The sequence below is a fragment of the Mesorhizobium loti genome (assembly GCA_014189435.1).
GTDB classification, from domain to species: domain Bacteria; phylum Pseudomonadota; class Alphaproteobacteria; order Rhizobiales; family Rhizobiaceae; genus Mesorhizobium; species Mesorhizobium loti_G.
Map to the genome: position 1 here is coordinate 1,797,463 of CP050293.1, position 25,471 is coordinate 1,822,933.

Below are 25,471 nucleotides of genomic sequence, written 5' to 3' on the forward strand. Positions count from 1 at the left end.
ATCAACTCCGCTGCTGCGACGCGGTGATGACCTGAGCGCCTTCGTCCAGGCCCGATATGATCTCGGTCAGTTCGCCGTCGGTGGAGCCGATCTTGACGCTGACCGGACGTGGTCGCCCGTTCTCCAGCACGTAGAGCGTGCGCGAGCCGTCGGTGGGCACTGTGGCGGCCTGGCGCTGGCGGTTGCCGCCGGGGCGGCCCATGCGGCCGGTGAACAGGTCGCTCAGGTTCCAGCCGCGGGCGGCCTGCTGCGCAGGGCGATAGCGGAAGGCGGTGGCCGGCACGGTGAGCACGCCCTTGGCCTGCTTGGTGACGACCGAAACGGTGGCGGTCATGCCGGGCCGCAGCAACAGCTCGTTGTTGTCGACTTCAAGCCGCGCATTGTAGGTGACGACGCCGTCGGTGGTGACCGAGGCATAGGAGATGTCGCGGATTTCGGCATCGAATGGCCGCTCGGGGAAAGCATCGACGGTGAAGCGGGCATGCTGGCCGGATTTGACCGCGCCGATGTCGGCTTCGTCGACCGCTGCCACCAGTTCCATGTTCCTGAGATCGGCGGCGATGATGAACAGCACCGGCGCCTGCAGCGAGGAGGCGACCGTCTGGCCGGGGTCGACCGAGCGCGTCAACACGATGCCGTCGATTGGCGCATAGATGGTGCTGTTGGCAAGGTCGGTCTGCTGCGATTTCAGATCGGCATTGGCGATGGCGAGATTGGCCTGAGCGCTGTCGAGCGCCGCCTTGGAACGGTCGCGCGTCGCGGTGGCCGCCTCGAGCGACTGGTCGGTCGCCATGCCGCGCTTGGTCAGTGCCGCCGCGCGCACAAGCGCCTTCTCGTTTTCGGCGAGCGTTACCGTGGCGTCCTCGACATTGGCGGCGGCGCCCTTGGCGGAGGCCTCCGCCCGTTCGATCTGGACCTGCAGCTTGGTGGTGTCGAGCGCCGCCAGCACGTCGCCCTTCTTGACCTGCTGGTTCTCCTCGACCGACACCGACCGGATGATGCCGGAGAGCTGGCTGGAAATATCGACCTGGGTGAGCGGCTGCAGCGTACCGGTCGCCGACACCGCGACGGTAAGATCAGCCTTGGCGGCAGGCACGGTGGTGTAATCAATCCTGGCAGGCGAGCCGGCATACCACTGATAGGCGCCAAGCCCGGCGACGAGCACGATCAGCGCCAGCAGCGCATAGAGCCAGCCGCGACGGCGCGACTTGCGCAGACCTTGCCTGTCGAGCCCAAGCGCCGTCTCGATGGCGGAATCCGATTCCGTCTTTGGCAGATTGACAATCTGGTCCACGCTGGACCCCTATAATGCGCAATGTCCCTATCTGTGCACAGATCAGGCTTACTGGTTCAAATATCAAATTAAATTTCGCCCATGTTGGGATTGAGGCAGGAATGAAAACCCGGAATTACTTGCTCTACGATGTGTTTACGACCGAGCGACTGGCCGGCAATCCTTTGGCCGTCGTGCTGGACAGCAAGGGATTGGACACGGCCGCGATGCAGGCCATCGCGCGCGAATTCAACCTGTCCGAATCGGTTTTCGTGCTGCCGCCGGACAATCCCAAGCACAGAAATCGCATCCGCATCTTCACGCCCGACTATGAAATGCCGTTCGCCGGCCACCCGACTGTGGGGTCGGCGATCGCGCTGGCCGAACTGGCGGGAGAGGGCGGCGCCGGCATCTTCGTGCTGGAGGAAAACATCGGCCCGGTGCGTTGCGCCGTCAGCAAGCACGACGGCAACACCTTTGCCGAGTTCGACCTGGCGAAGCTGCCGGAGCCGCTAAAGCTCGAGGCCGATCCGGAGGCGATCGGTGCGGCCCTTGGGTTGACGCCGCACGAGATCGGCTTCGAGAATCACCGCGTCGCGTTCTGGTCGGCCGGCGTACCTTATGTGACCATCCCGGTTGCCAATCTCGAGGCGGCGGGCCGGGTCCGGCTGGACAACCAGGCTTGGTCGGAACTGGCGCCGCGCAAGAGCGAGTGGGCCTTCGCCAGCCCCTATGTCTACTGCCGCGAGACGGTGAACTACGAAAGCGCCTTCCATGTACGCATGATCGTGCCTGGCACGCCTTCCTATGAGGATCCGGCGACCGGCTCGGCGGCAGCCGCCTTTGCCGGCGCGATCATGCATTTCGACGCGCCGACCGACGGCACTTCGCAGCTGTGGATCGAGCAGGGGCTGGAGATGGGCCGGCCATCGCGCATCCGCCTCGAACTGACCGTGCAAGGCGGAAAACTGGCCTCGGCGCGCATTGGCGGCAACGCGGTGAAGGTGGCGGAAGGCAAGCTGTTCGTTTGAGCCCACTACGTTTCGTCATCCTAGGGCGAAGCAGGAGCGAAGCGACGTTGCGAAGACCCTAGGATCCATGCCGCGACCGTCCGGCAGAACGCCGAGGGTGCAGACCAGGCTCATGGAGCCGGCCGTCTTCTGCTCGTTCGCAGATTGCTGCTTTTCTGCGTCGTTGCGTTCTTCGGCCGATGTCACGGAATGGATCCCAGGGTCTCCGCGACGGAGCTTCGCTCCTGCTTCGCCCAGGGATGACGAAACCCAGGAGCGATTTGTCGGGAAATGATTCCGGCAGGGCTGGACAGGACCGGTGGTGGCGGCTATATGCCCGCCAACGCCGGTTTTTGCCGGCCGAGTGGGTGCGTAGCTCAGTTGGTAGAGCAGCTGACTCTTAATCAGCGGGTCCACAGTTCAATCCTGTGCGCACCCACCAAAAATCTCCTGGATTTGGTGGAAAGACCTTAGAACGGCCGTCGCGTCGGACAGCTCAAGAGCTGTCTCCGGCGGTGCGGTGTGTACTTGTCGAGACTCCGCCCGAGTTGGCCTGAATACGGCACACCCATATTGAGGGTAACTCATTTAGATCGCAGAGTTGATAGCCTATTCAAAGTACTGAAAATGTACGATCTTGTATTCAAAGTACTGAAAATGTACGATCTTGCTACAATTGAAACTGTACTGGGCTGGAGGGGATTTATGACGTGACCGAGGAACCGCCGCCCGATGAACTTTCCAGTGATTCGTTCAGCCTTGTCGCAACCCTGAAGGACAAAAGTGCCCGAAGTGTTTTCACCCTCAATATGACCCGAATTGACCTGCTGCTAAAGGGTTCTTCCGAAGGGATCGCTAGGGCCAAAAAGTCGTCTGGCGATATTCTCTCTAAGATTGTTACTGCAATCGATCGCGGTGATGAAGAAGGCAATGATAATGACGACGTACGTGCAAAGCATCTTCCTGATGGAAGTATACAATTTAAGTTTTCTGAAAAGGAAATGAATTTAATTCACGATGTAATGGACTATAATTTTCGCGTTTTGAGTGATCTTGATTACTATCTTTACAACCTTCTTCTTGTCTCTGCATGGAGCGCATTTGAAGGGTATTTGCAGTCGGCGCTAGCTGAGATTTTCGTAGGCAACCCAAATCTCCTTGAATCTCAAAAATTAGTTGACACGAGAGAGATTATCTCGGCGAGGGATCGGATCGTTGACTTCCTCGCTGAGCGTGAAATTGAAGATATAGGAAGAAAAAATTTCAACGATTTACAGAAATACCTGCAGTCCAAGCTGCATATTCAGTTCCCCAACAGCGTAGTTCCCACGCTTCAAGGGGCATACTTTCTGCGAAACGTCATAGCTCATAGTGCTGGGTTTCTTCGTGCAAGCCAGTTGGAGCTTGTGCCGATGGGAGTAAGAATTGAAGGATCAGAGCTGCGATTGACAGACGGCTATCTCAGAGACCTTTTCGGGTGTTTGAAGAAAGCTGTCACCCAGTTTGATACGCTCGCTCGAAACAAGAACTGGGAGCAGACGGCTCAAAAGTAGTCGAGGCCCACTGGCAAAGCTAATTCCACCAACAGATAAGGCTACTTCTCCGACACCCCAGCCTCGGCAAAACTCGCCATGCGGGCATGGCACTCCAGCGCCGAGCGGACGATGTTGACGGCGAGGCAGGCGCCGGAGCCTTCGCCGAGTCGCATGCCGAGATCGAGTAGCGGCGGCAGGCTAAGCGCTTCGAGCAGGCCGCGATGACCCGATTCGGCCGAGACATGGGCTGCGATTGTGTGAGCGAGGCCGGTCGGGTGCAGCTTTGCCAGCGGGGCCGCGGCGGCGGTGCAGACGAAGCCGTCGAGCAGCACGGGTATGCCCAGATGGCGGGCGGCCAGCGTGGCGCCGAAGATGGCGGCGAGTTCGCGGCCACCGAGTGCTGCAGCGATAGCAAGCGGGTCGGTGAGGGCTGCGGCGTGGCGCTTCAGCCCGGCTTCGATGGCGACGACCTTACGCTTCAAGCCGGCGTCGTCGACGCCGGTGCCGCGTCCAGTCCATTTTTCCGCACCGCCACCGAACAGGGCTGCTGAGATGGCTGCCGCCGGTGTCGTGTTGCCGATGCCCATTTCACCGAAGCAGATAAGGTCGAGGTCTTTTGTAACCGCGTCGTAGCCGGCGGAGACCGCCGCGAGAAATGCCTTGCCGTCCATCGCCGGCACTTGCGTGAAGTCGCCTGTCGGATGGTCGAGATCGAGCGGGATGACGTCGAGTTCCGCACCGGCCATGCGGGCAAGCTGGTTGATGGCCGCACCGCCGCCGGCGAAATTCGCAACCATCTGCACGGTCACTTCCGAGGGATAGGCCGACACGCCTTGCGCGGTGACGCCGTGGTTGCCAGCGAAGACGAAAACCTTGACGCGGTCGAGCTTCGGCATGTCGCGGCCCTGCCAGCGCGCCAGCCAGGCGGCGATGGTCTCCAGTCGGCCAAGGCTGCCTTGCGGCTTGGTCAGCGTGTCCTGGCGGCGCGCAACCGCATTGGCCGCTGCGTCGCTGCCGGCAGGCAGGTCGAGGCAGGCGGCGCGCAATTCGTCGAGGGATTTGAATGACATGGGGGCAAAGTCTCCGAAAGGGAATCAGGCCAAGGGGAATCAGGAAAGCGCTACGGAAGCGACGAGAAGCACCGCGATTTCGCTTGCCTGCTGCAGTGCGCCGATCGTGTCGCCGGTCTGGCCATCGATCTGGTTGAGGCAAAGGGCACGGAACGCGGCAAACAGCAGGCCAAGCAGGACGAGCGCGAAAACAGCGCCGCCCAGCCCAAGCAAGAGCAGCGGGATCGCGCCGAGCACGGCCCCCGCGATGGCGGTTTCCTGCGAGACGGTGCCGGCATCGGCCGACAGGCCGTCGATCCGCGCCGGGGGCAAGAGATGCATGAAGGCGCCAAGCAGGCCGCGCGAGGCCGCGTGTGCGGCCAGGAGGGCAAACAGCGCCTGTGTGGGATCGACGAACTCAGACAGCGCGCTCCAGCGGATCAGCAGCGACAGGCCCAGCGCCGCCGCGCCATAAGCGCCGATGCGGCTGTCGCGCATGATCTCGAGTTTGCGGCCGCGCGACTTGCCGCCGCCAAAGCCGTCGGCGACGTCGGACAGCCCATCCTCATGCAGACAGCCGGTGGTGAGCAGGGTTGCGACGAGGGCGAGGGCGGCCGCCGGCCCCATGGCAAGGCCGAACCGCTCCGCCGTGGCAAAGACGATCGCGCCGATCAGGCCGACGACGAGGCCGGCGACGGGGGCGGCCCAGATCGCGGCGGCAAGGCTGCGGCCGCGAAAGTCGAAGACCGGCAGCGGCAGACGGGTGAAAAAGACCAGGCAAAGCGCGACGTCGTCGACGACCTGCCGCGGTGAAAGAGCCAGGTTCTTGAACTTCATCCCCTAGCCCCTCGCAATTGCATGGAAGAAGGTGCCGCTGACATGGCCGCGCCGATAGCCTGAGGCGCCGATCGGATTGCCTTGGCCATCGGCAAGGTCGGCCAGCGGCTCGTCATTGCCGGTTGAGGTCATCTGCGCATAGTGGAATTCGTGGCCACGGATCAATGCACCAGTTGAGCCCAGCGGGCAATCGGCACGCAGCCGCGCCTCGCGATAGCCGAGATTCATCTTGCGCCTGGCGAAGCTGGTGGAATGGCCGAGCAGGCCGAGCATCGCATGTGTTTCGCCCGATGCATCCTCCAGCGCTTCGCCCAGCACCATGAAGCCACCGCACTCGCCATGGATGGGCTTCGTCGCGGCGAAACGCGCCATGCCGGCGCGGAAATTCGCGGCGGCGGCCAGCCGGCCGGCGTGTAGCTCGGGATAGCCGCCGGGTAGCCAGCAGACATCGCAACCCTCGTCGGGCGCTTCGTCGGCGAGCGGCGAGAACGGGACGATTTCGGCACCCGCCTTGCGCCAAGTGGCGGCGACATGCGGGTAGAGGAAGGTGAAGGCGGCATCCTCGGCCAGTGCGATGCGCTGACCGGGCGGCGCCAATGCGTCGGCGAAACCGCCAGACGCCGGGGTGAGGGGCGTTGCCAGGGCCATGATCGCGTCGAGGTCGAGCGACTTTTCCGCCATGTCGGCCAGCCGGTCGAGATGCGCCATCAGGTCGTCATATTCGCCGGCCTGGACAAGACCGAGGTGGCGCTCGGGCAGGTTCAGCGTGGGGTCGCGCAAGATGGCGCCGACGACGGGGAGGCCGATCGCCTCGATGGCCTCGCTGCACAGCTTACGGTGGCGCTCACTGCCCAGCCGGTTGAGCACGACACCGGCCATGCGCACATCCGGATCATAGGTGGCAAAACCCTTGGCGACGGCGGCCGCGGTGGTCGACTGGCCGGAGACGTCGAGCACCAGCAGCACCGGCAGGCCGTAGAGCCGCGCCAGGTCGGCCGCCGAGCCGGTGCGCCCCGGCGAGGCCGGAATGCCGTCGAACAAGCCCATGGCGCTTTCGAGGATGACGAAATCGGTGTCGTTGGCGGCTTGTGCGGCGAGCGCGTTGAGCAGCGACGGCGGCATCGCCCAGCTGTCGAGATTGACGCCGGACAGACCGGTGGCGGCGGTGTGGAAGCCGGGGTCGATATAGTCTGGGCCAGATTTGGCGCCGCGCACCTTCAGCCCGCGCCGGGTCAGCGCGCGCAGGATGCCGATGGTGACGCTGGTCTTGCCGGAGCCCGAGCGCGGCGCGCCGATGATGATGGCGCGGGCCGTCATGCTTCCCCCACCAGTGCCGCGCGCATGGCAACGATGCCGCCGACGACGATCAGCGCCGGCGAGGCGAGACCGGCGGCGGCCGCTTCCTCGGCAATGGTGGCGAGCGTGGCAACGACGGTTCGTTCCTGTGGCGTCGTCGCGGCGACGATCACCGCCGCCGGCGTCGACGGCGCCAGCCCGCCGTCCAGCAATGCAGCAGCGATCAGGGGCAAATTGGCCATGCCCATATAGACGACGACAGGCTGACCGGTGCGGGCGATTGCGCCCCAGTCGAGATCGTCATCGGTGCCGGCTGCGTGGCCGGTCGCCAGGATCACCGCCTTGTTGATGCCGCGCATGGTGGCCGGGATCCCGGTCGCGGCCAGCGCGCTGAGGCCCGAGGTCAGGCCGGGCAGGACGCGAAACGGGATATTTTCGCGCGCGAGCGCCAAAGCTTCTTCGCCGCCACGGCCGAAAATATAGGGATCGCCGCCCTTCAGCCTGACGACGCGGCGACCCTCGCGCGCCAGCCGGACCAAAAGGGCGGTGATGTCGTCCTGTTTCATCGACGGCTTTCCGCCGCGCTTGCCGGCAAAGAATAACTCGGCATTTTCGGCGACCGCGACGACATCCGGTGAGACCAGCGCGTCGTAGACCAGCGCATCCGCCTCAGCCAACGCCGCCAGCACTTCCAGGGTCAGGCAGCCGGGATCGCCGGGGCCGGCGCCGGCCAGCCAGACATGGCCGGCTTCCAGCCGGCGCGGCTTGAAATTCAGCCGGGACAAAGCTTTTTCGAGCGTGGTGTTTTTGGTGCTGCCGCTCACAATCCGTCCCGTCCGCGAAAACGCCGCTGGTAATGGGCGTCGTACAATGAACTCTCGCCAAAACCTTCCGCCGCCAGCGAGCGGCCGACGAAGATGATCGCCGTGCGCTCCATCGGATCGGCGGCCAACAGCGCTTCGATGGTCGCCAGCGTGCCGGTCAGTACGCGCTCGTCCGGCCAGGAGGCGCGGAAGACGATCGCCACCGGGCAATCGCCGCCATAATGCGGGGTCAGCTCGGCGACGACGCGATCGATGGCGTGGATGGCCAGATGAATGGCCAGCGTGGCGCCGGTGCGGCCGAATCCGGCCAGCGTTTCGCCGGGCGGCATTTTTGAGGCGCGACCGGAGACGCGGGTCAGCACCAGGCTTTGCGCGATTTCGGGAATGGTCAGTTCGCGGCGCAAGGCGGCGGCTGCGGCGGCAAAGGACGGCACGCCCGGCGTCAGCGTGTAGGGAATGCCGTGCTTTTCCAGCCGGCGGATCTGTTCGGCAACGGCGCTCCACACCGACAGGTCGCCGGAATGCAGGCGGGCGACATCATGGCCTGATTTGTGCGCCGCGACATACTCGGCCTCGATCTCGTCGAGCGACATGGGCGCGGTGTCGATCAGCTTTGTGCCCGGCGCGCAATGCTGCAGCAATTCGGGCGCGACGATCGAACCGGCATGGAGGCAGACAGGGCAGCTCGCCAAGAGCCTCGCGCCGCGCAGCGTGATGAGGTCTGCGGCACCTGGACCGGCGCCGATGAAATGGACGGTCATGACGCATCTCCGCTGATGGCGATGGCGCACGTGACCGGGCCGAGCACCGTACGAGGGCCGAGCAGCCTCGCGCCTTTGCCGGCGACGGCAAGGGCGGATGCCTCGGAAACCGATGGCGTGCTGGCAACATCCTGCGAGAGGTCGGAATGGCTGAGCGTGTCCGGCGAGGCGGCCTGAAGTGCTGCGTCGTCGACGATGATGACCGGAAGATTCAGCACGCGGCCAGCGGCGGCGATTGCATCCTCACCCTTCTTGAGCACGGCAGTCGCAAGTGCCGAAAGAGCCGTCATCGTCAGGCCATGCGCTTCGACAGCGGTTTCTATCGCCGCCAGCACGTCTTCGACACTCACGCCTTTTCGGCTACCGATGCCCGCGACCATCATGGCTTCACCCAGCTCCATTGGGTCACCGGCATGGCCGGCCGCCAAGCCTGCATCGAGCCAACTGGCGAGGCCCGGGAGATGTTTATCCGCGTGAGATCGCCGCCAAGCGAGACATGACGGGCAAGAAGCAAGGTTTCCATCTCCAGCGTCACCGCGTTGGCGACGAGACGGCCGCCTGAGCGCAGCGCCTTGATGGCAGCGTTCAAGACACCGGCATCGCTGCCGCCGCCGCCAATGAAAATCGCATCAGGCGTGTCCAGCTTGGCAAGCGCCTTGGGCGCGCTGCCTTCGACCACGACAAGGCCGGGAACGCCACAGGCGGCGGCGTTGTGGCCAATGCGGGCGGCGCGGATTGGGTCGGCCTCGATGGCAATCGTGCGCGTCGAAGGGTGGGCCAGCATCCATTCGATGCCGATGGAACCGGAACCGGCGCCGATGTCCCACAGCAATTCGCCGCGCCTTGGCGCCAGCGCCGACAGGGTGATGGCGCGGATCTCGCGCTTGGTGATCTGGCCGTCATGGTCGAACAGGTGATCGGCAAGGCCTGATGTGAGCGGCAGGACGCGCGCATCCGGACCGGATTCAACTTCGATCGCCAGAACGTTGAGCGGATTGATGTTTTCGAGGTCGAAGGCATCGGCGCGCGCCGAGCGGTGGTTCTCGCTTGGCCCGCCCAGTGCCTCCAGGACCGTCAGCCGCGAGGCGCCGAAGTCGAGTTCGGCGAGCAGGCGGGCGATTGCCGCAGGGGCTTCGGCATCCGAGGTCAGTGCCAGGATACGCGCGTTTGGCTGCAGCAGCGGGCGGATCAGGTCGAGCGGCCGGCCATGCAGCGAGACGATTTCAATATCCTGCAGCGCCCAGCCAAGGCGAGCGGCTGCCAGCGAAACGGCTGACGGCGCGGGGATGACATGCATCTCCTGCGGCTCGACCTTGCGGGCGAGGGTGGCGCCGACCCCATGGAAGAACGGATCGCCGGAAGCGAGCACACAGACGCGCCTGCCGGCAAGGGCCAGCACGTCGCCCATCTCGGCATCGAAAGGAACTGGCCATGGGCGCGGTTCGCCCTTGGCGAAGGCAGCGACGAGCGCCAGGTGCCGCTTGCCGCCGAAGATGATTTCCGCCTGGGCAATCCGCTGCTTGGCCTCGTCGCCGAGACCCGCTAAACCGTCCTCGCCGATACCGACGACTGTGAGCCATTGGGGTATTGGCTGCTTGATTTTTGTCATGTCGCGCTGCCCCTCATCCGCCTGCCGGCACCTTCTCCCCGTATAGTGACGGGGAGAAGGGAGAAGCTCCGACGCTGACGCCCCCCTCTGCCCGTTCTTCACGGGGAGAGGGTAAGGGTGAGGGGCAGCGCCGACGCGGTTCAACATGGTGCAAATGAAGAAAATTCTGATCCTCGGCGGAACCACGGAAGCCCGGCAACTGGCGGGAAAGTTGGTCGCGCGCGCCGATCTCTCGGTTACGCTGTCGCTGGCTGGCCGCACCGAAAGCCCGGTCGCGCAAGGCGTGCCGGTGCGAACCGGAGGCTTTGGCGGTGCCGATGGGTTGGCCGCTTACCTGCGGGAGACGGGCACCGAGTTGATGATCGACGCCACACACCCCTATGCGGCGCAAATCTCCGCCAATGCCGCGCAAGCTGCACGCGCTGCCGGCGTGCGTATTCTCGCCCTGCGGCGCCCTGGCTGGGCGCCGGTCGAAGGCGACCGCTGGACGCTGGTCGATACGTCTGGCGATGCCGCGCAAGCGCTTGGACCGGCGCCGCGCCGCGTTTTCCTGGCGCTCGGGCGGCAAGAGGTCGCTGCCTTCGAGGCAGCACCGCAGCACCATTACCTCATCCGCAGCGTCGATGTGGTCGAGCCGAGGCTGGCGGTGCCGAACGCCCGATATCTGCTGGCACGCGGACCGTTTCGGGAGGCCGACGAGCGAGCGCTGCTCCAGGAGCATCACATCGAAATCATCGTGTCCAAGAACAGCGGCGGCGAGGCGACCTATGGCAAGATCGCCGCGGCGCGGGTGCTTGGGATCGACGTGGTGATGGTCCGTAGGCCGGCGCTGCCGGACGTTCCGTCGGCCGAAACCGTCGAAGCGCTGGCCGCGATTGTTGACCAATTTGGGGTCGATCATTTTGTCCGTCCCACCGACGAGCGCGGTGTGTAGACCAGCGCCGGCTTCTCTGCGCGCTTGATGATCCTTGTTTCCGGCGAGCCGATGATGATGCAGGTCGCCATGTCGGCCTTTTCAGCCTCGACTTCGGCCAGCAAATAGACCTCGATGCGCTCGTCCGGCCGGCCGGCGGCGCGGCCGAAAATCACCGGCGTGGTGCCGGGCAGGATCGCGGCGAGGCATTCGAAGGCGCGGCCGAGCTGCCAGGGGCGCGCCTTGCTGATCGGGTTGTAGAGCGCGATGACGAAGCCGGCGCCGGCCGCCGCTAGCAGGCGCAGTTCGATCAGTTCCCACGGCTTCAGATTGTCGGACAGCGAGATGGCGCAGAAATCATGGCCGAGCGGCGCGCCGATGCGGGCGGCGACGGCGAGCATGGCGGTGATGCCGGGCACCACGGTGACATCGACCGCGCCCCATTCGATCGGGCCGGCCTCGATTGCCTCGCAGACGGCGGCCGCCATGGCGAACACACCGGGATCGCCGCCGGAGACGACGGCGACGTCATGGCCCTCGGCGGCTTTGACCAATGCGTCCTTGGAGCGGGCGAGCTCCTCGCGATTGTCGGATGCGACGCGGGTCTGGTCCGGGCGCAGTTCCAGCCGGTCGAGATAAGGCTTGTAGCCGTAGAAGAACTTTGCCTCGGCGACGGCGCGGCTGGCTTCCGGGGTGACCTGATCGGCATTGCCGGGGCCAAGGCCGATGACGGTGAGACGGCCGCTCATGCTTGCGCTCCGAGAGTGCCGGGCCGGCCGGACCAGCCGGCCACCAGGACGATGGCGAAATAGGGCGCCTTGTCGTCCTTCTTGTCGGCAAGCTTCATCGAGACGCTACCGGCCATGGTGCCGCGCTCGACATAGACGGCGCGCGACAGCTTGGCCGTAGCTTCCAGCGCCCGCCTGATCTTGGGCAGGTTGCGGCCGACCTTCATGATGACGGCGGCATCGGTGTCGGCAAGCCGGCGCGTCAGCTCGAATTCGCTCATCGTGCCGGGCAGCACCGTCAGCACGTCGTCGCCCTGGACGATCGGAATACCGGTCTGCGACCAGCAGCCGGACATGGCGGTGACGCCGGGAATGACCTCGGTCGGAAAGCGATGGGCGAGGCGCACATGCAGATGCATGTAGGAGCCGTAGAAAAGCGGGTCGCCCTCGGACAGCACGGCAACCATCTTGCCTGCCTGGAGATGCTCGGCGACCTTCTCGGCCGACTCCTCGTAGAAAGCCGTGATCTGCGAGCGGTAGTCGTCGTGATCCTTGTCGATTTCGGTGGTGACGGGATAGAGCAGCGGCAATTCCGTCATTTCAGGCCGGAACCGGGCTTCGACGATGGCGCGCGCGTTGCTGTTGTTGCCGCGCTTGGCGAAATAGGCCACGACATCGGCTTCCGCCAAGGCGCGCGCGGCTTTCAGCGTCAGCAGTTCGGGGTCGCCGGGACCGGTTCCGACGCCAACGAGACGGCCTTTGGCAAGTGCGTTCACAGGCCGGGCCTCGCTAGTGAATTGAGGGCGGCGGCGGTCATGGCGCTGCCGCCAAGCCGGCCGCGCACGATGGCGTAGGGAACGCCATAGGAATTCTCGGCCAGCGCGTCCTTGGATTCGGCAGCGCCGACGAAGCCGACCGGCATGCCGATGATGGCGGCAGGCTTCGGCGCGCCGTCGCGTAACTTCTCCAGCAGATAGAACAGTGCGGTCGGCGCATTGCCGATGGCGACCACCGAACCGGCCATGCGCTCGCCCCACAGGTCGACCGCGGCGGCAGAGCGGGTGTTGCCGATTTGCCCAGCGATGTCGTGCGTGCGGGGGTCGCGCAAGGTGCAGATCACCTCATTGCCGGCCGGAAGCCTGGCGCGGGTGACGCCATGCGAGACCATTTCCGCGTCGCAGAAAATCGGCGCGCCGGCGGCCAAAGCGGTGCGCGCGGCGGCAACGAAATCGCTGGAGAAGACAAAATGGCTTGATGCTTCGACCTGTCCGCAGGCATGGATCATGCGGATGGCGACATCGGCCTCGGCGTCCGTGAAGCGCGACAGATCGGCCTCGGCGCGGATGATGGCGAAGGAGCGCTCGTAGATCGCCGTGCCGTCATGGATATAGTCGTAGGCGGCCATGCTCATTTCCGTTTTTCAGTTTGGGCCTGTCGGTAAGCCTCGGCGACACCGGCCGGCCCGAGCCTTGTCAGGCAGGCCGCGGCAGTCTCGCCTTGATATCGTGTGCTGCGGATCATCGCCGCGACGCGACCGATGCCGCGCGCGGCGTCATAGCCCGGCCTGTAGCCGGCAGGAAGGGCCTTTGCCGTCGCGTTCACGACAAGTCCGGCTCCGTTTTCGCCGCCGACGATCGTCAGCGCCGCCGGGCCGGGATGCGCGCAGCCCTTGGCGCAGCCTGAAATGTGCAGCGTGAAGTCGAGGATGTCAGCTGTTTCAGCGGCAATCGTCTCGGCGATGTCACGGGTGGCGATGCGGCCGGAGGCGCAGGCTGGTGTGCCCGGGCAAGCGGCAATGCGCGTGCGCGGGTCGGTGGGGGCGGTGACGAAGCCGAGGGTGGCTGCGGTGCGCTGAAGCGGGGGGTTGGCGGCGGTTGGTTGACCGAGGAAAAGCAAGGCGCGGCCCGGGGCGAGGCGGATTTCGGCTGTGCCGAGGGCGAGGGCGCTTTGGGTGAGGGCGATGATTTTGTCGGCCGGTATGCTGCCGTAGGGGGAGGGCAATGCCGAGGGCGATGTAGGCGTTGAGGTTGAAAAGGCCAATTGGCCGGCGATTGCGCTCTACGGCGCCCCCCTCTGTCCTGCCGGACATCTCCCCCACGAGGGGGGAGATTGGCAGGTTCGGCGCCGGCTTTCCCCCTTCAACCGTGGAAATTGGCGAAGGCGGGCGTGAATGAGCAATCTCCCCCTCGTGGGGGAGATGTCCGGTAGGACAGAGGGGGGCGCCACAGAATGCCAACCTGCGAGAGATATCAATTGCCTCTCCGACAAATCCCGCGTGTGCGCTTCGCGGCCTTTTTCAGCAACCATCCTGAGTGCAGCGACGGCTATGTCTCTCGCGGCATCCGCATCGACCTTTGCCAAAACCTTCGCGTTTTGGCCGTCGCCGGCAACCGATACTCTCCAAACGATGTCGTTGTCGGCTCGCACCGCCTTCAGCCTGACATCGGCCGTCACCGCATCCATCGTCAACTGCCCGCCGCCATCGACAATCACGGAAACCTTCGGCCCCAGCCGTTGCGTCAGCCCAGCCTCTTCAACCGCTGCCCTGATCCGCTCCGCCAGTGGCCGGGGATCGGCAATCTCTTGCGGGTCGATGCCGGCCAGCGGCCCGGTCTCGACCGGCACGCCGGTACGCACCGCGATGCCCAGCGCATCGACCTCCGCCGCCAGCAGCGCAGCACTTTGCGCCGTCAGCCCGCGTATCTGCAAACTGCCGCGCGCCGTCACTTCCATAATGCCGTTGCCGTGCCGCAAGGCGGACTCAGCGAGTCGGATCAAAAGCTTCGGCGACAATCCTCCAGAAGGCCGGCCTCCAGAAGATGGGCTTCCCGCGACCGGGTTGAGCCGCACCAGCAGGCCGTCGCCGGTTTGCATCGGCGCCGACAGGGCCGGACAAGCGCCGCGGCGCGAGAAGGCGTTCATGCGGCCACCCCAAGTGCTTCTGCTTCGGCAATCAGGGCCGTCAAATCGTCGTCGATGGAATTGCGCAGGGGATGCCAGAGGCCACGCCGGCGCGCTGACAGCAAACGCTCGGCGATGACTTTGGCAGCGGCGGGGTTTTCGCGCAGGATGAAGGCCCGGACCATGGGATCGCCGAGATAAGCGTCATGCACCGCCTCGATCAACGTGCCCGATATGGCATGCGTGGTTTCGGCAAAGCCGACCAGCCGGTCGACGGTTTCGGCGAATTCCGAGGCGCCGCGCGGGCCGTGGCGCATTTGCCCTGATATGAAGCGCGGATTGACGGCGCGAGCACGCACGACGCGCGATACGGCCTCGCTGACCGAGCGCGGCTTCGGCTTTTGCGGGTCCGTGGTGTCGAGCACGATGACGTCGGCATTCCTGCCGAGCGCCGCAAGTGCTGCGGAAAAGCCGCCGATGAAGGCGACGTCGGCGGAGCCTTCGAGAATGTCGCGGCCGGGGTCGTCGCCGGTGTGGACGAGAAGATCAGCCTCGGCGATGCGGGTTTCGAACGCGCCGGGCGCCGAGATGCCTTCGCCCTCCGCGCCGCCATAGGCATGCGATGTGGCGTCGAGATAGGCGCGGCCGATCTCTTCGCGCACCGCCCAGTCGCCGGAGGACATGAGATCCTCGACGCCGGCGCCGTACGTGCCGGGCGAGGTGCCGAAGATGCGCGGGCTGATCTTGCCGTCAGCGCGGGTTTTGGCCGCGAGCGGGTTTTCCGAATCGTCCTCGTCGCGGGCGGCAACGGCGTTGGCTGCGGCATCGATCAGCGCGATCTGGGTTGGGAACATGTCGCGGAACAGGCCTGATATGCGCCAGGTGACATCGACGCGCGGGCGGCCGAGCGTGGCCGGAGGCAGGACTTCGATGCCGATGATGCGGCCGGTCGCCGAATCCCATTGCGGCCGGCAGCCCATCAGCGCCAGGCCTTGAGCGATCTCCTCGCCGCCGGTGCGCAGCGATGCCGAGCCCCAGAGATCGATGACCAGCGAGCGCGGCCAGTCGCCATGCGATTGCATGTAGCCGCGCACGACCTCTTCCGCTGCCGCCTTGCCCAGATCATAGGCGGTCGGCGTCGGCATGGTGCGCGGGTCGGATGTGAACAAATTGCGGCCGGTGGGCAGAACGTCGGATCGGCCGCGCGCGGGCGCGCCGGCCGGACCGGCCTTGACGTGGCGGCCATCGAGCGCGGCGAGCAGCGCCGTCTTCTCAGCTTCAGCGCTTTGTCGCCGCATGGCGTCAGGCTCATCCTCCGGAGCGCGGCCATAGATATGCAGCCCGTCCTTGATGGCAAAATCCTTGAGGTCGCAGAGCCAGGCGTCGATGCGGCGCAGCGCCTCGTCCGGCGCGTCGGTCCTGGCAACGCCGGCTTCGGTGGCGAGGCCGGTCTTCTGCGCGGTGTCGACGATCAGCTTGGCCAGGCGGTCGCGGCGGCGACGGTCGAGCCCGTCGGCCTGGGCGTATTCGTCGACCAGCCGCTCGAGTCTGTGCTGATCCTCATCCAACCCGGCGCCGGTCAGCGGCGGCGGCAAATGGCCAAGCGTGACAGCGGCAATGCGGCGCTTGGCCTGTGCAGCCTCGCCTGGGTTGGAGACGATGAAGGGATAGATGACGGGCAGGAGACCGGTGACGATCTCGGGAAAGCAGTTTTGCGACAGCGCAACGGTTTTGCCGGGCAGCCATTCCAGCGTGCCATGCGCCCCGACATGGACAAGCGCGTGGACGCCGAGCGATTTGCGCAGCCACAGGCCAAAGGCGAGCAATGCATGGCGCGGGGGGAGCGTCGGATCGTGGTAATCGGCGCGGCGGTCGGCGGAGCGGCCGCGATCGGGGGCGAGTGCGACGGTGATGTTGCCGAAGGTGGCGGCGCGGAAGGGGAAGTGTTGTTTGCTTGATAGCGAAGGTTGGCGCGAGGCGCCCCCTCTGTCCTGCCGGACATCTCCCCCACAGGTGGGGAGATTGCGCCCTTATCTCCGCTTTCGCCAATCTCCAACGATGCGAGAGGGGGCGAAGCGCTGAAGCTGCCAATCTCCCCACCTGTGGGGGAGATGTCCGGCAGGACAGAGGGGGCGCCTCGCGCAAACCTGTGTCATCTTCCGCCTTCCCCCAAGCAGCTTCTACCGCAGCTAGTGCTGCTGTCGGCAACTCTTTCGATAAGGCGAGATAGTCCTCCAGCCCCAGCCCATCACTGCTACGCTCCAGCAAATTCAATAATTCTCGCGGCGTCTCCGGAATCCCCTCAACGCCATAGCCCTGTCCCTTGAGGTCCTGCAGCATGGCGAGCACGCTGGACGGCACATCCAAGCCCACGGCGTAGCCTGTGCGGCCGGGGGCGCTGGGGTAATCCGGGATCAGGATGGCCAGCTTACGCTCGGCGCGGGGCGTCTCCTGCAGACGGATGAAGGCCGCGACGCGGTCGGCCACCTGCGCTACACGATCGGGCTCCGGCCGGTTGGCGAAGGCGCGGTGGCCGAGCGCCGGATCGGTCTCGCTCTCGCCCTTGAAGGAAATGGCGCCGGCCAGGATGCGGCCGTCGAGCTCGGGCAGCACGACATGCATGGCGAGGTCGGCGGGCGCCAGGCCGCGCTGGTTTTTTTCCCAGACGTCGCGGCGGGTGGTGGCGACGATGACCTGGAAGACGGGCACGCCGGCGCGGTCGAACAGGGTTTCAATGCCGGGTTCGGCGCCGGACGCGAAAGCAGTCGCGGTGATGATGGCGGCGGGTTTCAGCGTGGCGAGCGCCGTTTGCACGAAGGCCAGGGACGCCGGATCCTTGAGGCTGGAGACGAAGATGGGGACCGGGTTGATGCCACGCTGGCTGAGCGCTTCAAAAAGCGCGTCAATGGGCGCGACATCGACGGCCAGCAGCATCGAGCGGTAGAACAGGATGGGGATGATGGGGACGCCGAGGTTGTCAGGAACGCGGACGTTTGAAAGGTCCGGCCTTTCTACGACACCGCGGCCCGGCTCGTAGTAGCCCGCCTTCGGTACAGCTACCGGATCAACAACGTCCGCATCCTGTCCCGCCAGCCGCGCCAACCTCCGCATCAGCGCGCTCATATTCACCGGGCCGCCCTCGCGAAAATAATCAAGCAGGCCGTCCAGCTCCTCGCGGGGCAGCGTCGAGGCTTCGATCAGGCGCAGGTCCTCGTCGCGGCATTCGCCGGGCAGCAGCGCCAGTTTTATGCCGCGTGCGCGGGCGGTCGAGGCGAGCTGGTCGCAGCCGTAGCGCCACCAGTCGTAGCCGCCGAGGATGCGCACGAGGATGATCTTGGCGTGACGGGCGACGCTGTCGACCCAGAGGTCGACCGACATGGGGTGGCGCAGATCGCGAAGCGCCGCCAGCCGCATCGAGGGCAGGCGGCCGGCGTCGGCCTTCCATGCCGCCGCCAGTCCGGCGAGATCGCTGTCGGTGAAGGACAGGGCCACGATATCCGCCGGCGTCTGCCGCAGATCGACCGGCTCGGCGAGGTCGTCGAGCGAGGCGGATGTCGTGGTGAGGATGTGCATCGCGACCCGTGTCCGAAATCAGCCGGCGAGTATACGCTCGATCGCCGGACGGTTCAGCCCTTTGAGGCCGATGACGACGAGGCGCGAGCGACGGTCATCCGTGGCGGTCCAGGCGCGGTCATAGTAATGATTGACGCGCGGCCCGACCGCCTGCAGCAAGAGCCGCATCGGCTTGCCGCCGACCTCGACGAAGCCTTTTACGCGCAACACATTCTCTTCTTCGGCGACGGTGGCGACGCGTTTTGCCAGTTCGTCGGGATTGGCGACCGAGGCAATGTCGACGATGAACGTGTCGAAGTCGTCATGCTCATGGTCGAAGGCGCCGTCATGATGGGATTTGCGGTTCTCGATGTCGTCCTCGACGGCCAGACCGAGCCCGAGCAGCACCGAGGGATCGACCTTGCCATGCGACGTCGGCACGATCTTCACCGCGCGGGCCGAGTGTTCGTTGATGATGGCGTTGGCGCGGGCGGTGCCGGCGGCGTCCATCAAATCGCTTTTCGACAGGATGATCAGGTCGGCGCAGGCGATCTGGTCCTCGAACACTTCTTCCACCGGATCGTCGTGATCGAGCGTCTCGTCCTCAGCGCGCTGCGCCTGCAGGGCGTCCATGTCGTTGGCGACGCGGCCTTCGGCCAGCGCCGGCCCGTCGACCACGGCGATGACGCCATCGACCGTGACCCGGCTTTTCACGCTCGGCCACTGGAAAGCCTGGACCAGCGGCTTGGGCAAAGCGAGGCCCGAGGTCTCGATCAGGATGTGGTCGACCCTCGGTGTCAGCGACAGGATCTTGTCGAGCGCCGGGACGAAGTCGTCGGCAACGGTGCAGCAGATGCAGCCATTGGCCAGTTCGACGATGTTTTCCTCCGGACAGGTGTCGATGCCGCAGCCCTTCAGGATCTCGCCATCGATGCCGATGTCGCCGAATTCATTGACGATGATGGCAATACGCTTGCCGCCGGCGTTTTCCAGGAGATGGCGGACCAGCGTCGTCTTGCCTGCGCCGAGGAAGCCGGTGACGACGGTGCAGGGAACGCGGGACACGGAAGCGGTCATGGTCAATCCTTCAGCAGGTCGAGGGGAGGGATGCGGGCAACGAGGCCACGCTTCAGGCTATCGGGTCGGCCGCGCCACGGAATCAGGCCGTCCGTCGAGGTGGCGAAAAGCTTGGCGCCGGTGACGAGGTCAGCGCCGCTGGTCGCGGTCAGGTCGCCGAAGACATAGCTCCAGCAACCGTCGCGCAGGATGGCGGCGCTCAGGCGCCGCTTGCAATTGCCGAGGCATTCGACGCTGCGGATGCGGATATTGTCGCCGGATGCGGCGCGGCGCGTGTCGTCCGCCAGCAGTTCGCCGGCGCGGGGATGGGCGTCGGAGCCGGTCTCGTCGCGGCAGGAGGCGCAGACGATGACGGTGACGCCGGCCAAGGCATCATCATGGCCGGACGAAACATCCGCTGTGCCAGCCGAAAAACTGCTGTCGTGGTCCAAAAATCGGGCTCCTTGCCCGGAAACCCGCCGGGCGATCGGATTCTACAGTCGCAGACGGCAGGTCTCCTGGCTCGCGGGTCATCGCCTTGGTAGCCGCCTTCCCGGGAACTCCCAGTGGCTTTCGGCCTTGGCTCTTCGCTTACAGTTGCGGGGACAGCCGCGGATTTGGGATCGAAATCCCGCACCGCATTCCCTCTTAGCCCTTGCCGTTGCGGGCAAGGGACCATCTGGACGGGATTTAGGCTTTTGCGGGCGGCGGTGTCAACGCACGGCTACGACACAGCAATGTCGGCCAAAGGCTGACCCAGATCGCCGGCAGGCGTCACTTCGATGCGTTCGAGCCCGAGCCAGCCCTGCATCTGCTTCAATTCCTCGAACAGCTGAGCAGCGGTTTCAGGCGGTGCGCCGGGCTCCGCATAGGCCGCATGGACGCGCAGCACGCTGGCCGGCCGGTCGGCCTTGAGATCGACGCGCGCGACGATCCGGTCGCCGAGCAGGAACGGCAGGACATAATAGCCGTATTGCCGTTTGTCGGCAGGGGTATAGATCTCGATGCGGTAGTGGAAATCGAACAGCCGCTCGCTGCGCGAGCGTTCGAAGACGACAGGATCGAACGGCGCCAGCAGGGCGCGAGCCTCGATCTTGCGCGGCAGACGGGCGTCTTTATGAAGATAGGCCGGCTTGTCCCAGCCTTCGACGCGCACCGGCAACAGCTCGCCCAGTTCGACCAGCTCTTCCAGCCGGCCCTTCATGTCGGCCGGCGACAGGCGGAAATAGTCGCGCAAATCGCCTGATGTCGCCACGCCGTGGGCGCGGGCGGAGATACGCAGCAGTTCGCGGTGCGCGTCCTCGGCTGACGGCACCGGCAGATCGAGGATCGCCTGCGGCAGCACGCGTTCGGGCAGATCATAGAAGCGCTCGAAACCACGGCGGTGCGCCGTGGTGATGCGCCCGGCCCAGAACAGCCATTCGAAGGCATGCTTGGCGTGGCTCCAGCCCCACCAGCCGCCCGAGCCTTTCTGGCCTTCGAGCGCGGAAGCGGCAATCGGGCCGCGCGTGGCGACTTGGCGGTAGATCTCTTCGATATAGGCGGCGTGTTCGCGGCCCCATTTGGCGAGGCCCAGATACATCTCGTCGCCGCGCTCGGCGCGCTGCATGCGCCAGCGCATCAGCGGGTAGGTCTCGACCGGCAGGAAGGAGGCCTCGTGGGCCCAGTATTCGAACACCGTGCGCTTGCGCGTCACGGCAGCGTTGTCGAGCAGCGAGAGCGGGTAGGGGCCCAGGCGCGAATAGAGCGGCATATAATGAGCGCGCACCACCGCGCTGACGGAATCGATCTGCAACAGGCCGGTGCGGGAGAGCGTGCGGGCAAAATGCCTGCGGTCCGGCGTGCCGGTCGGGCGGGGATCGAGGAACCCCTGGGCGGCAAGTGCGATGCGCCGGGCCGTGGGGAGCGAGATCTTTTCCTTCATGCAAGCATCACTTTGAAGTGTTTTGACCGGGGGTTGGATGGGTGATTCCGGGCCATGCTAGCAGGGTTTTGGCGGCAACCATGTCAGGAGAGAAAAGTGGAGTGAAAAGCGAAGGAAATCAAACAGGAGCGGATCGGACCAGTTTCCCCGGATATGCCGTCCAGGTCAGTGTTTTGAACAAGGTTTGACTTGCTTCGCTGGAAGTGCTGCGCTAACCCTCGCCGCGTTGCAGCATAGGCCCTTAAAACGGTTCAGCGGTTAAACTGTCACGCTTCCGCATTAGGGTCCGGTGCTGTAATCAAAGTGGATTGGCGCCAACGGAAAGCCGAGCATGAACGCACTTCTAAGCTCATACCTGCCCATCGTCCTGTTCATAGGCGTGGCGCTGGTTGTCGGCCTGGCGCTGCTGGCCGCGCCCTTCCTGGTGGCTTACCGCAATCCCGATCCTGAAAAGCTTTCCGCCTACGAGTGCGGTTTCAACTCGTTCGACGACGCCCGCATGAAATTCGACATCCGCTTCTACCTGGTGTCGATCCTGTTCATCATCTTCGATCTGGAAGTGGCCTTCCTGTTTCCGTGGGCGGTGTCGTTCTCGAAGATCGGCATGCTCGGCTTCTGGTCGATGATGGTGTTTTTGGCGGTGCTGACCATCGGCTTTGCCTATGAATGGAAAAAAGGAGCGCTGGAATGGGATTGAACGACAGTTCCGGCACGCTCGTCGCGCCGAAGCCCAAGGGCCTGATCGATCCCAACACCGGCAGGCCGGTGGGGGCGGACGATCCGTTCTTCCTCGAGATCAACAATGAACTCGCCGACAAGGGTTTTCTCGTCACCTCGACGGAAGCGCTCATCACCTGGGCGCGCAGCGGCTCGCTGATGTTCATGACCTTCGGTCTCGCCTGCTGCGCGGTCGAGATGATCCACACCTCGATGCCGCGCTATGACTCGGAGCGGTTCGGTGTCGCGCCGCGCGCGTCGCCGCGCCAGTCCGACATCATGATCGTCGCCGGCACGCTGACCAACAAGATGGCGCCGGCGCTGCGCAAGGTCTACGACCAGATGCCGGAGCCGCGCTACGTCATCTCGATGGGCTCTTGCGCCAATGGCGGCGGCTACTACCACTATTCCTATTCGGTGGTGCGCGGTTGCGACCGCATCGTGCCGGTCGACATCTACGTGCCCGGCTGTCCGCCGAGCGCCGAAGCGCTGCTTTATGGCATTCTTCTGCTGCAGAAGAAGATCCGCCGCACCGGCACGATCGAACGGTAAATCCATGACCGCATCCCTGAGCGAACTGTCGACCTATCTCGGCGAGAAGCTGATCGGCCGCGTGAATGAGGCGGCGATTGCCTATGGCGAGCTCACCGTTCACGTCGAGCCGCGCGATCTGGTCGAGGTGATGACCTTCCTGCGCGACGATGCGCGCTGCCAGTTCATCTCGATCATCGACGTTTGTGGCGCCGACTATCCGTCGCGCGCCAAGCGCTTCGACGTCGTCTACCACCTGTTGTCGCCGAAGCAGAATGTGCGCATCCGCGTCAAGGTGCAGGCCGACGAGGAAACCATGGTGCCGTCGATCACCGGCGTGTTCCCCGGTGCCGACTGGTTCGAGCGCGAGACCTACGATCTCTATGGCGTGCTGTTCTCGGGCCATCCCGATCTGCGCCGCCTGTTGACCGACTATGGTTTCGAAGGCCATCCGCTGCGCAAGGATTTCCCGCTGACCGGCTTCGTCGAGGTGCGCTACGACGACGAGGCCAAGCGCGTCATCTACGAGCCGGTCGAGCTCAAGCAGGAATTCCGCAATTTCGATTTTCTGTCCCCGTGGGAAGGTACGGATTATGTCCTGCCGGGTGACGAGAAGGCAAAGCAGTAAATGGCTGAAACCTCCGTCCGCAATTTTAACATCAACTTTGGACCTCAACACCCTGCAGCGCATGGTGTTTTGAGGTTGGTTCTTGAACTTGACGGCGAAGTCGTCGATCGCGTCGATCCGCATATTGGGCTGCTGCATCGCGGCACCGAAAAGCTGATCGAGGCCAAGACCTACCTGCAGGCGATCCCTTATCTCGACCGGCTCGACTATTGCGCGCCGATGAACCAGGAGCACGCCTTCGCGCTCGCCGCCGAGCGCCTGCTCGGCATCGACGTGCCAAAGCGCGGCCAGCTGATCCGCGTGCTCTACTGCGAAATCGGCCGCATCATGTCGCACATCCTCAATGTGACGACGCAGGCGATGGACGTCGGCGCGCTGACGCCGCCGCTGTGGGGCTTCGTCGAGCGCGAAAAGCTGATGGTGTTCTATGAGCGCGCCTCCGGCTCGCGCATGCATGCCGCCTATTTCCGCCCCGGTGGTGTCCATCAGGACCTGCCGCAGAAGCTGGTCGAGGACATCGGCAAGTGGATCGACCCGTTCCTGAAGTCGATCGACGACCTTGACCAACTGCTGACCGGCAATCGCATCTTCAAGCAGCGCAATGTCGATATCGGCATCGTGTCGCTGGCCGATGCCTGGGCCTGGGGTTTTTCCGGCGTCATGGTGCGCGGCTCGGGCGCGGCCTGGGACCTGCGGAAGTCGCAACCCTATGAATGCTATTCGGAAATGGATTTCGACATTCCGATCGGCAAAAACGGCGACTGCTACGACCGTTACCTCGTGCGCATGGAAGAAATGCGCCAGTCGGCGAAGATCATGCGCCAGTGCGTCGACCTTCTGCTCGGCAAGGAAAGCACCGGCCCGGTGTCGAACCTCGACGGCAAGGTGGTGCCGCCCAAGCGCCAGGCGATGAAGCGCTCGATGGAAGCGCTGATCCATCACTTCAAGCTCTACACCGAGGGTTATCGCGTGCCGGCCGGCGAGGTCTATGCGGCGGTCGAAGCACCGAAGGGCGAGTTCGGCGTCTATCTGGTCTCCGACGGCTCCAACAAGCCCTACCGCTGCAAGCTGCGCGCACCTGGTTTCGCGCATCTGCAGGCGATGGATTTCCTCTGCCGCGGCCACATGCTGGCCGACGTCACCGCCGTTCTCGGCTCCCTCGACATCGTGTTTGGTGAGGTCGATCGCTAAATGTCAGTCCGCCGTCTCGCAGAAGCCAGCGTCCAGCCAGCATCCTTCGCCTTCAACCGGGCGAATGCCGCGGCCGCGAAGCAATGGATCAAGAAATACCCGAAGGGCCGTGAGCAGTCGGCCATCATTCCGCTTCTGATGATCGCACAGGAGCAGGAAGGCTGGGTGACGAAGGCGGCGATCGAGACGATTTCCGACATGCTCGGCATGCCGCGGATCCGCGGCCTCGAGGTCGCGACCTTCTACACGCAGTACCAGCTGAACCCGGTCGGTACCCGCGCCCACATCCAGGTCTGCGGCACCACGCCCTGCATGCTGCGCGGCTCGGAAGCGTTGATGGATGTGTGCCGGTCAAAGATCCATCACGACCAGTTCCACACCAACGACAAGGGCACGCTGTCGTGGGAAGAGGTCGAATGCCTCGGCGCCTGCGTCAACGCGCCGATGGTCATGATCTTCAAGGACACTTTTGAAGACCTGACGCCGGAACGGCTGGCCGAAATCATCGATCTCTACGGCGCCGGCAAGGGTGCTTCAGTGCCGGCGGGGCCGCAGAACGGCCGCACCGGTTCGGAGCCGGCCTCCGGCCTCACCACGCTGAAGAGCGAAAAGGCGATCCTCAAATCGACCCGTGACAGGGAAGCCAAGGCAGCGACCAAGGCCGCCCAGGCGGCGCCCGACGCGATCGTCGCTGCGCCCGTTCCGGCACCCGCCACCGCCCCAGTCGCGCCGTCCAGTGCCAGCAAGCCGGAGACCAAGGTCGAGCCGGCGACTGCTTTCAAGGCGCCGGAAACCAAGGCGCCGGCCGCGAAGGCTGCTGCCAAGCCGGCCAAGCCATCGCTGGAAGACAAGAACCGTCCAGCCGGGATCGCCAAGCCGGCGCTTGTCGACGACCTCAAGCTGATCTCCGGCGTCGGGCCGAAGATCGAGGGCATCCTGCATACGCTCGGCATCTACACTTTCGCGCAGGTTGCGTCGTGGAAGAAGGCCGAGCGCGAGTGGGTGGACGGCTATCTCTCCTTCCATGGCCGCATCGATCGCGATGACTGGGTCAAGCAGGCCAAGGCGCTCGCCAAGGGCGGCGTCGCCGAATACATCCGCGTCTTCGGCAAAAAGCCGGTCTAGAGGTGGGCAAC

The 25,471-nt window shown here is 64.8% G+C and carries 22 protein-coding genes, 1 tRNA gene, 2 pseudogenes and 1 riboswitch; of the genes and pseudogenes, 9 read left to right on the plus strand and 16 right to left on the minus strand.

Features of this window, described 5'->3' with window-relative positions; translation table 11 throughout:
- Position 1 precedes the first annotated feature (1 nt).
- Positions 2–1,294: an efflux RND transporter periplasmic adaptor subunit gene (locus HB777_08675; protein QND63974.1), complete on the minus strand. Its 1,293-nt coding sequence runs from the start codon at positions 1,292–1,294 to the stop codon at positions 2–4.
- Between the two features lie 101 nt (positions 1,295–1,395).
- Here HB777_08675 and HB777_08680 point away from each other — a divergent pair, with 101 nt between their 5' ends.
- From HB777_08680 to HB777_08690, 3 genes are all read left to right on the plus strand, one after another.
- Positions 1,396–2,304 carry a PhzF family phenazine biosynthesis protein gene (locus HB777_08680; GenBank protein QND63975.1) on the plus strand — a complete coding sequence of 303 codons (909 nt, stop codon included), beginning with the start codon at positions 1,396–1,398 and terminating at the stop codon, positions 2,302–2,304.
- Between the two features lie 345 nt (positions 2,305–2,649).
- Positions 2,650–2,725: transfer RNA gene (locus tag HB777_08685), tRNA-Lys, on the plus strand.
- 268 nt (positions 2,726–2,993) lie between these two features.
- On the plus strand, positions 2,994–3,836 hold the full coding sequence (locus tag HB777_08690) for a hypothetical protein (GenBank protein QND63976.1): 843 nt from the start codon (positions 2,994–2,996) through the stop codon (positions 3,834–3,836).
- Positions 3,837–3,877: 41 nt separating this feature from the next.
- Here HB777_08690 and cobT read toward each other — a convergent pair whose 3' ends face one another.
- Genes cobT through cbiE form a run of 7 tightly spaced genes read right to left on the minus strand, consistent with a single transcriptional unit; the run spans position 3,878 to position 10,194 of the window.
- Positions 3,878–4,888 carry a nicotinate-nucleotide--dimethylbenzimidazole phosphoribosyltransferase gene (gene cobT / locus HB777_08695; GenBank protein QND63977.1) on the minus strand — a complete coding sequence of 337 codons (1,011 nt, stop codon included), beginning with the start codon at positions 4,886–4,888 and terminating at the stop codon, positions 3,878–3,880.
- Positions 4,889–4,927: 39 nt separating this feature from the next.
- Positions 4,928–5,704 carry an adenosylcobinamide-GDP ribazoletransferase gene (gene cobS / locus HB777_08700; protein QND63978.1) on the minus strand — a complete coding sequence of 259 codons (777 nt, stop codon included), beginning with the start codon at positions 5,702–5,704 and terminating at the stop codon, positions 4,928–4,930.
- Positions 5,705–5,707: 3 nt separating this feature from the next.
- On the minus strand, positions 5,708–7,021 hold the full coding sequence (locus HB777_08705) for a cobyrinate a,c-diamide synthase (GenBank protein QND63979.1): 1,314 nt from the start codon (positions 7,019–7,021) through the stop codon (positions 5,708–5,710).
- Positions 7,018–7,824 (minus strand): uroporphyrinogen-III C-methyltransferase, encoded by an 807-nt coding sequence (gene cobA / locus HB777_08710; protein QND63980.1) that lies wholly within the window; start codon positions 7,822–7,824, stop codon positions 7,018–7,020. Before cobA ends, HB777_08705 begins: the two co-directional genes overlap by 4 nt.
- A complete protein-coding gene (gene cobM / locus HB777_08715; protein ID QND63981.1) occupies positions 7,821–8,585 on the minus strand; it encodes a precorrin-4 C(11)-methyltransferase in 765 nt (254 codons plus the stop codon). The genes cobA and cobM overlap by 4 nt, the downstream gene beginning before the upstream one ends.
- Entirely contained in the window at positions 8,582–8,968 is a 387-nt protein-coding gene (locus HB777_08720; GenBank protein QND68712.1) for a cobalamin biosynthesis protein, read from the minus strand. The genes cobM and HB777_08720 overlap by 4 nt, the downstream gene beginning before the upstream one ends.
- Positions 8,965–10,194, minus strand: a complete 1,230-nt coding sequence (gene cbiE, locus HB777_08725; protein QND63982.1) for a precorrin-6y C5,15-methyltransferase (decarboxylating) subunit CbiE — start codon at positions 10,192–10,194, stop codon at positions 8,965–8,967. The genes HB777_08720 and cbiE overlap by 4 nt, the downstream gene beginning before the upstream one ends.
- A 154-nt stretch (positions 10,195–10,348) precedes the next feature.
- Between cbiE and HB777_08730 the strand changes: the two genes are divergently transcribed.
- Positions 10,349–11,128, plus strand: a complete 780-nt coding sequence (locus HB777_08730) for a cobalt-precorrin-6A reductase (protein QND63983.1) — start codon at positions 10,349–10,351, stop codon at positions 11,126–11,128.
- Here the strand turns inward: HB777_08730 and HB777_08735 are convergent.
- The 8 genes and pseudogenes from HB777_08735 to HB777_08770 all read right to left on the minus strand — a co-directional run bounded on the left by HB777_08735 (position 11,092) and on the right by HB777_08770 (position 21,268).
- Positions 11,092–11,856, minus strand: coding sequence for a precorrin-3B C(17)-methyltransferase (locus HB777_08735; protein QND63984.1), 765 nt, complete (start codon positions 11,854–11,856; stop codon positions 11,092–11,094). The genes HB777_08730 and HB777_08735 overlap by 37 nt on opposite strands.
- Positions 11,853–12,611 (minus strand): precorrin-2 C(20)-methyltransferase, encoded by a 759-nt coding sequence (locus HB777_08740; protein QND63985.1) that lies wholly within the window; start codon positions 12,609–12,611, stop codon positions 11,853–11,855. The genes HB777_08735 and HB777_08740 overlap by 4 nt, the downstream gene beginning before the upstream one ends.
- Positions 12,608–13,240 carry a precorrin-8X methylmutase gene (locus HB777_08745; GenBank protein QND63986.1) on the minus strand — a complete coding sequence of 211 codons (633 nt, stop codon included), beginning with the start codon at positions 13,238–13,240 and terminating at the stop codon, positions 12,608–12,610. The genes HB777_08740 and HB777_08745 overlap by 4 nt, the downstream gene beginning before the upstream one ends.
- A 2-nt stretch (positions 13,241–13,242) precedes the next feature.
- A pseudogene (cobG, locus tag HB777_08750) lies at positions 13,243–14,757 on the minus strand (precorrin-3B synthase).
- A pseudogene (locus HB777_08755) lies at positions 14,754–18,309 on the minus strand (cobaltochelatase subunit CobN). The pseudogenes cobG and HB777_08755 overlap by 4 nt, the downstream one beginning before the upstream one ends.
- Before the next feature lie 18 nt (positions 18,310–18,327).
- Positions 18,328–19,365, minus strand: a complete 1,038-nt coding sequence (gene cobW / locus HB777_08760; GenBank protein ID QND63987.1) for a cobalamin biosynthesis protein CobW — start codon at positions 19,363–19,365, stop codon at positions 18,328–18,330.
- Between the two features lie 2 nt (positions 19,366–19,367).
- The gene (locus tag HB777_08765; GenBank protein ID QND63988.1) at positions 19,368–19,796 is read right to left on the minus strand and encodes a DUF1636 family protein; all 429 of its coding nucleotides are present in this window, start codon (positions 19,794–19,796) and stop codon (positions 19,368–19,370) included.
- A 38-nt stretch (positions 19,797–19,834) separates the two neighbouring features.
- Positions 19,835–20,039, minus strand: a riboswitch (cobalamin riboswitch).
- Positions 20,040–20,068: 29 nt separating this feature from the next.
- Positions 20,069–21,268 (minus strand): winged helix-turn-helix domain-containing protein, encoded by a 1,200-nt coding sequence (locus HB777_08770; GenBank protein ID QND63989.1) that lies wholly within the window; start codon positions 21,266–21,268, stop codon positions 20,069–20,071.
- Between the two features lie 331 nt (positions 21,269–21,599).
- Between HB777_08770 and HB777_08775 the strand changes: the two genes are divergently transcribed.
- The 5 genes from HB777_08775 to nuoE are packed head-to-tail and all read left to right on the plus strand — an operon-like array spanning position 21,600 to position 25,460.
- Entirely contained in the window at positions 21,600–21,965 is a 366-nt protein-coding gene (locus tag HB777_08775; protein ID QND63990.1) for an NADH-quinone oxidoreductase subunit A, read from the plus strand.
- A complete protein-coding gene (locus tag HB777_08780; GenBank protein QND63991.1) occupies positions 21,956–22,537 on the plus strand; it encodes an NADH-quinone oxidoreductase subunit B in 582 nt (193 codons plus the stop codon). Before HB777_08775 ends, HB777_08780 begins: the two co-directional genes overlap by 10 nt.
- Positions 22,538–22,541: 4 nt before the next feature.
- Positions 22,542–23,144 (plus strand): NADH-quinone oxidoreductase subunit C, encoded by a 603-nt coding sequence (locus HB777_08785; GenBank protein QND63992.1) that lies wholly within the window; start codon positions 22,542–22,544, stop codon positions 23,142–23,144.
- Positions 23,145–24,335 carry an NADH-quinone oxidoreductase subunit D gene (locus HB777_08790; GenBank protein ID QND63993.1) on the plus strand — a complete coding sequence of 397 codons (1,191 nt, stop codon included), beginning with the start codon at positions 23,145–23,147 and terminating at the stop codon, positions 24,333–24,335. It begins immediately after the preceding gene.
- Positions 24,336–25,460, plus strand: coding sequence for an NADH-quinone oxidoreductase subunit NuoE (gene nuoE / locus HB777_08795; protein ID QND63994.1), 1,125 nt, complete (start codon positions 24,336–24,338; stop codon positions 25,458–25,460).
- Positions 25,461–25,471 lie beyond the last annotated feature (11 nt).

Coding starts and splice junctions, on each gene's coding strand:
- HB777_08705 (QND63979.1), bottom strand. CDS start 7,021: ATGACGGCCCGCGCCATCATCATCGGCGCGCCGCGCTCGGGCTCCGGC.
- HB777_08680 (QND63975.1), top strand. CDS start 1,396: ATGAAAACCCGGAATTACTTGCTCTACGATGTGTTTACGACCGAGCGA.
- cobW (QND63987.1), bottom strand. CDS start 19,365: ATGACCGCTTCCGTGTCCCGCGTTCCCTGCACCGTCGTCACCGGCTTC.
- HB777_08720 (QND68712.1), bottom strand. CDS start 8,968: ATGATGGTCGCGGGCATCGGTAGCCGAAAAGGCGTGAGTGTCGAAGAC.
- cbiE (QND63982.1), bottom strand. CDS start 10,194: ATGACAAAAATCAAGCAGCCAATACCCCAATGGCTCACAGTCGTCGGT.
- HB777_08780 (QND63991.1), top strand. CDS start 21,956: ATGGGATTGAACGACAGTTCCGGCACGCTCGTCGCGCCGAAGCCCAAG.
- HB777_08730 (QND63983.1), top strand. CDS start 10,349: ATGAAGAAAATTCTGATCCTCGGCGGAACCACGGAAGCCCGGCAACTG.
- HB777_08785 (QND63992.1), top strand. CDS start 22,542: ATGACCGCATCCCTGAGCGAACTGTCGACCTATCTCGGCGAGAAGCTG.
- cobS (QND63978.1), bottom strand. CDS start 5,704: ATGAAGTTCAAGAACCTGGCTCTTTCACCGCGGCAGGTCGTCGACGAC.
- HB777_08745 (QND63986.1), bottom strand. CDS start 13,240: ATGGCCGCCTACGACTATATCCATGACGGCACGGCGATCTACGAGCGC.
- HB777_08775 (QND63990.1), top strand. CDS start 21,600: ATGAACGCACTTCTAAGCTCATACCTGCCCATCGTCCTGTTCATAGGC.
- cobT (QND63977.1), bottom strand. CDS start 4,888: ATGTCATTCAAATCCCTCGACGAATTGCGCGCCGCCTGCCTCGACCTG.
- HB777_08790 (QND63993.1), top strand. CDS start 23,145: ATGGCTGAAACCTCCGTCCGCAATTTTAACATCAACTTTGGACCTCAA.
- nuoE (QND63994.1), top strand. CDS start 24,336: ATGTCAGTCCGCCGTCTCGCAGAAGCCAGCGTCCAGCCAGCATCCTTC.
- cobM (QND63981.1), bottom strand. CDS start 8,585: ATGACCGTCCATTTCATCGGCGCCGGTCCAGGTGCCGCAGACCTCATC.
- HB777_08735 (QND63984.1), bottom strand. CDS start 11,856: ATGAGCGGCCGTCTCACCGTCATCGGCCTTGGCCCCGGCAATGCCGAT.
- HB777_08770 (QND63989.1), bottom strand. CDS start 21,268: ATGAAGGAAAAGATCTCGCTCCCCACGGCCCGGCGCATCGCACTTGCC.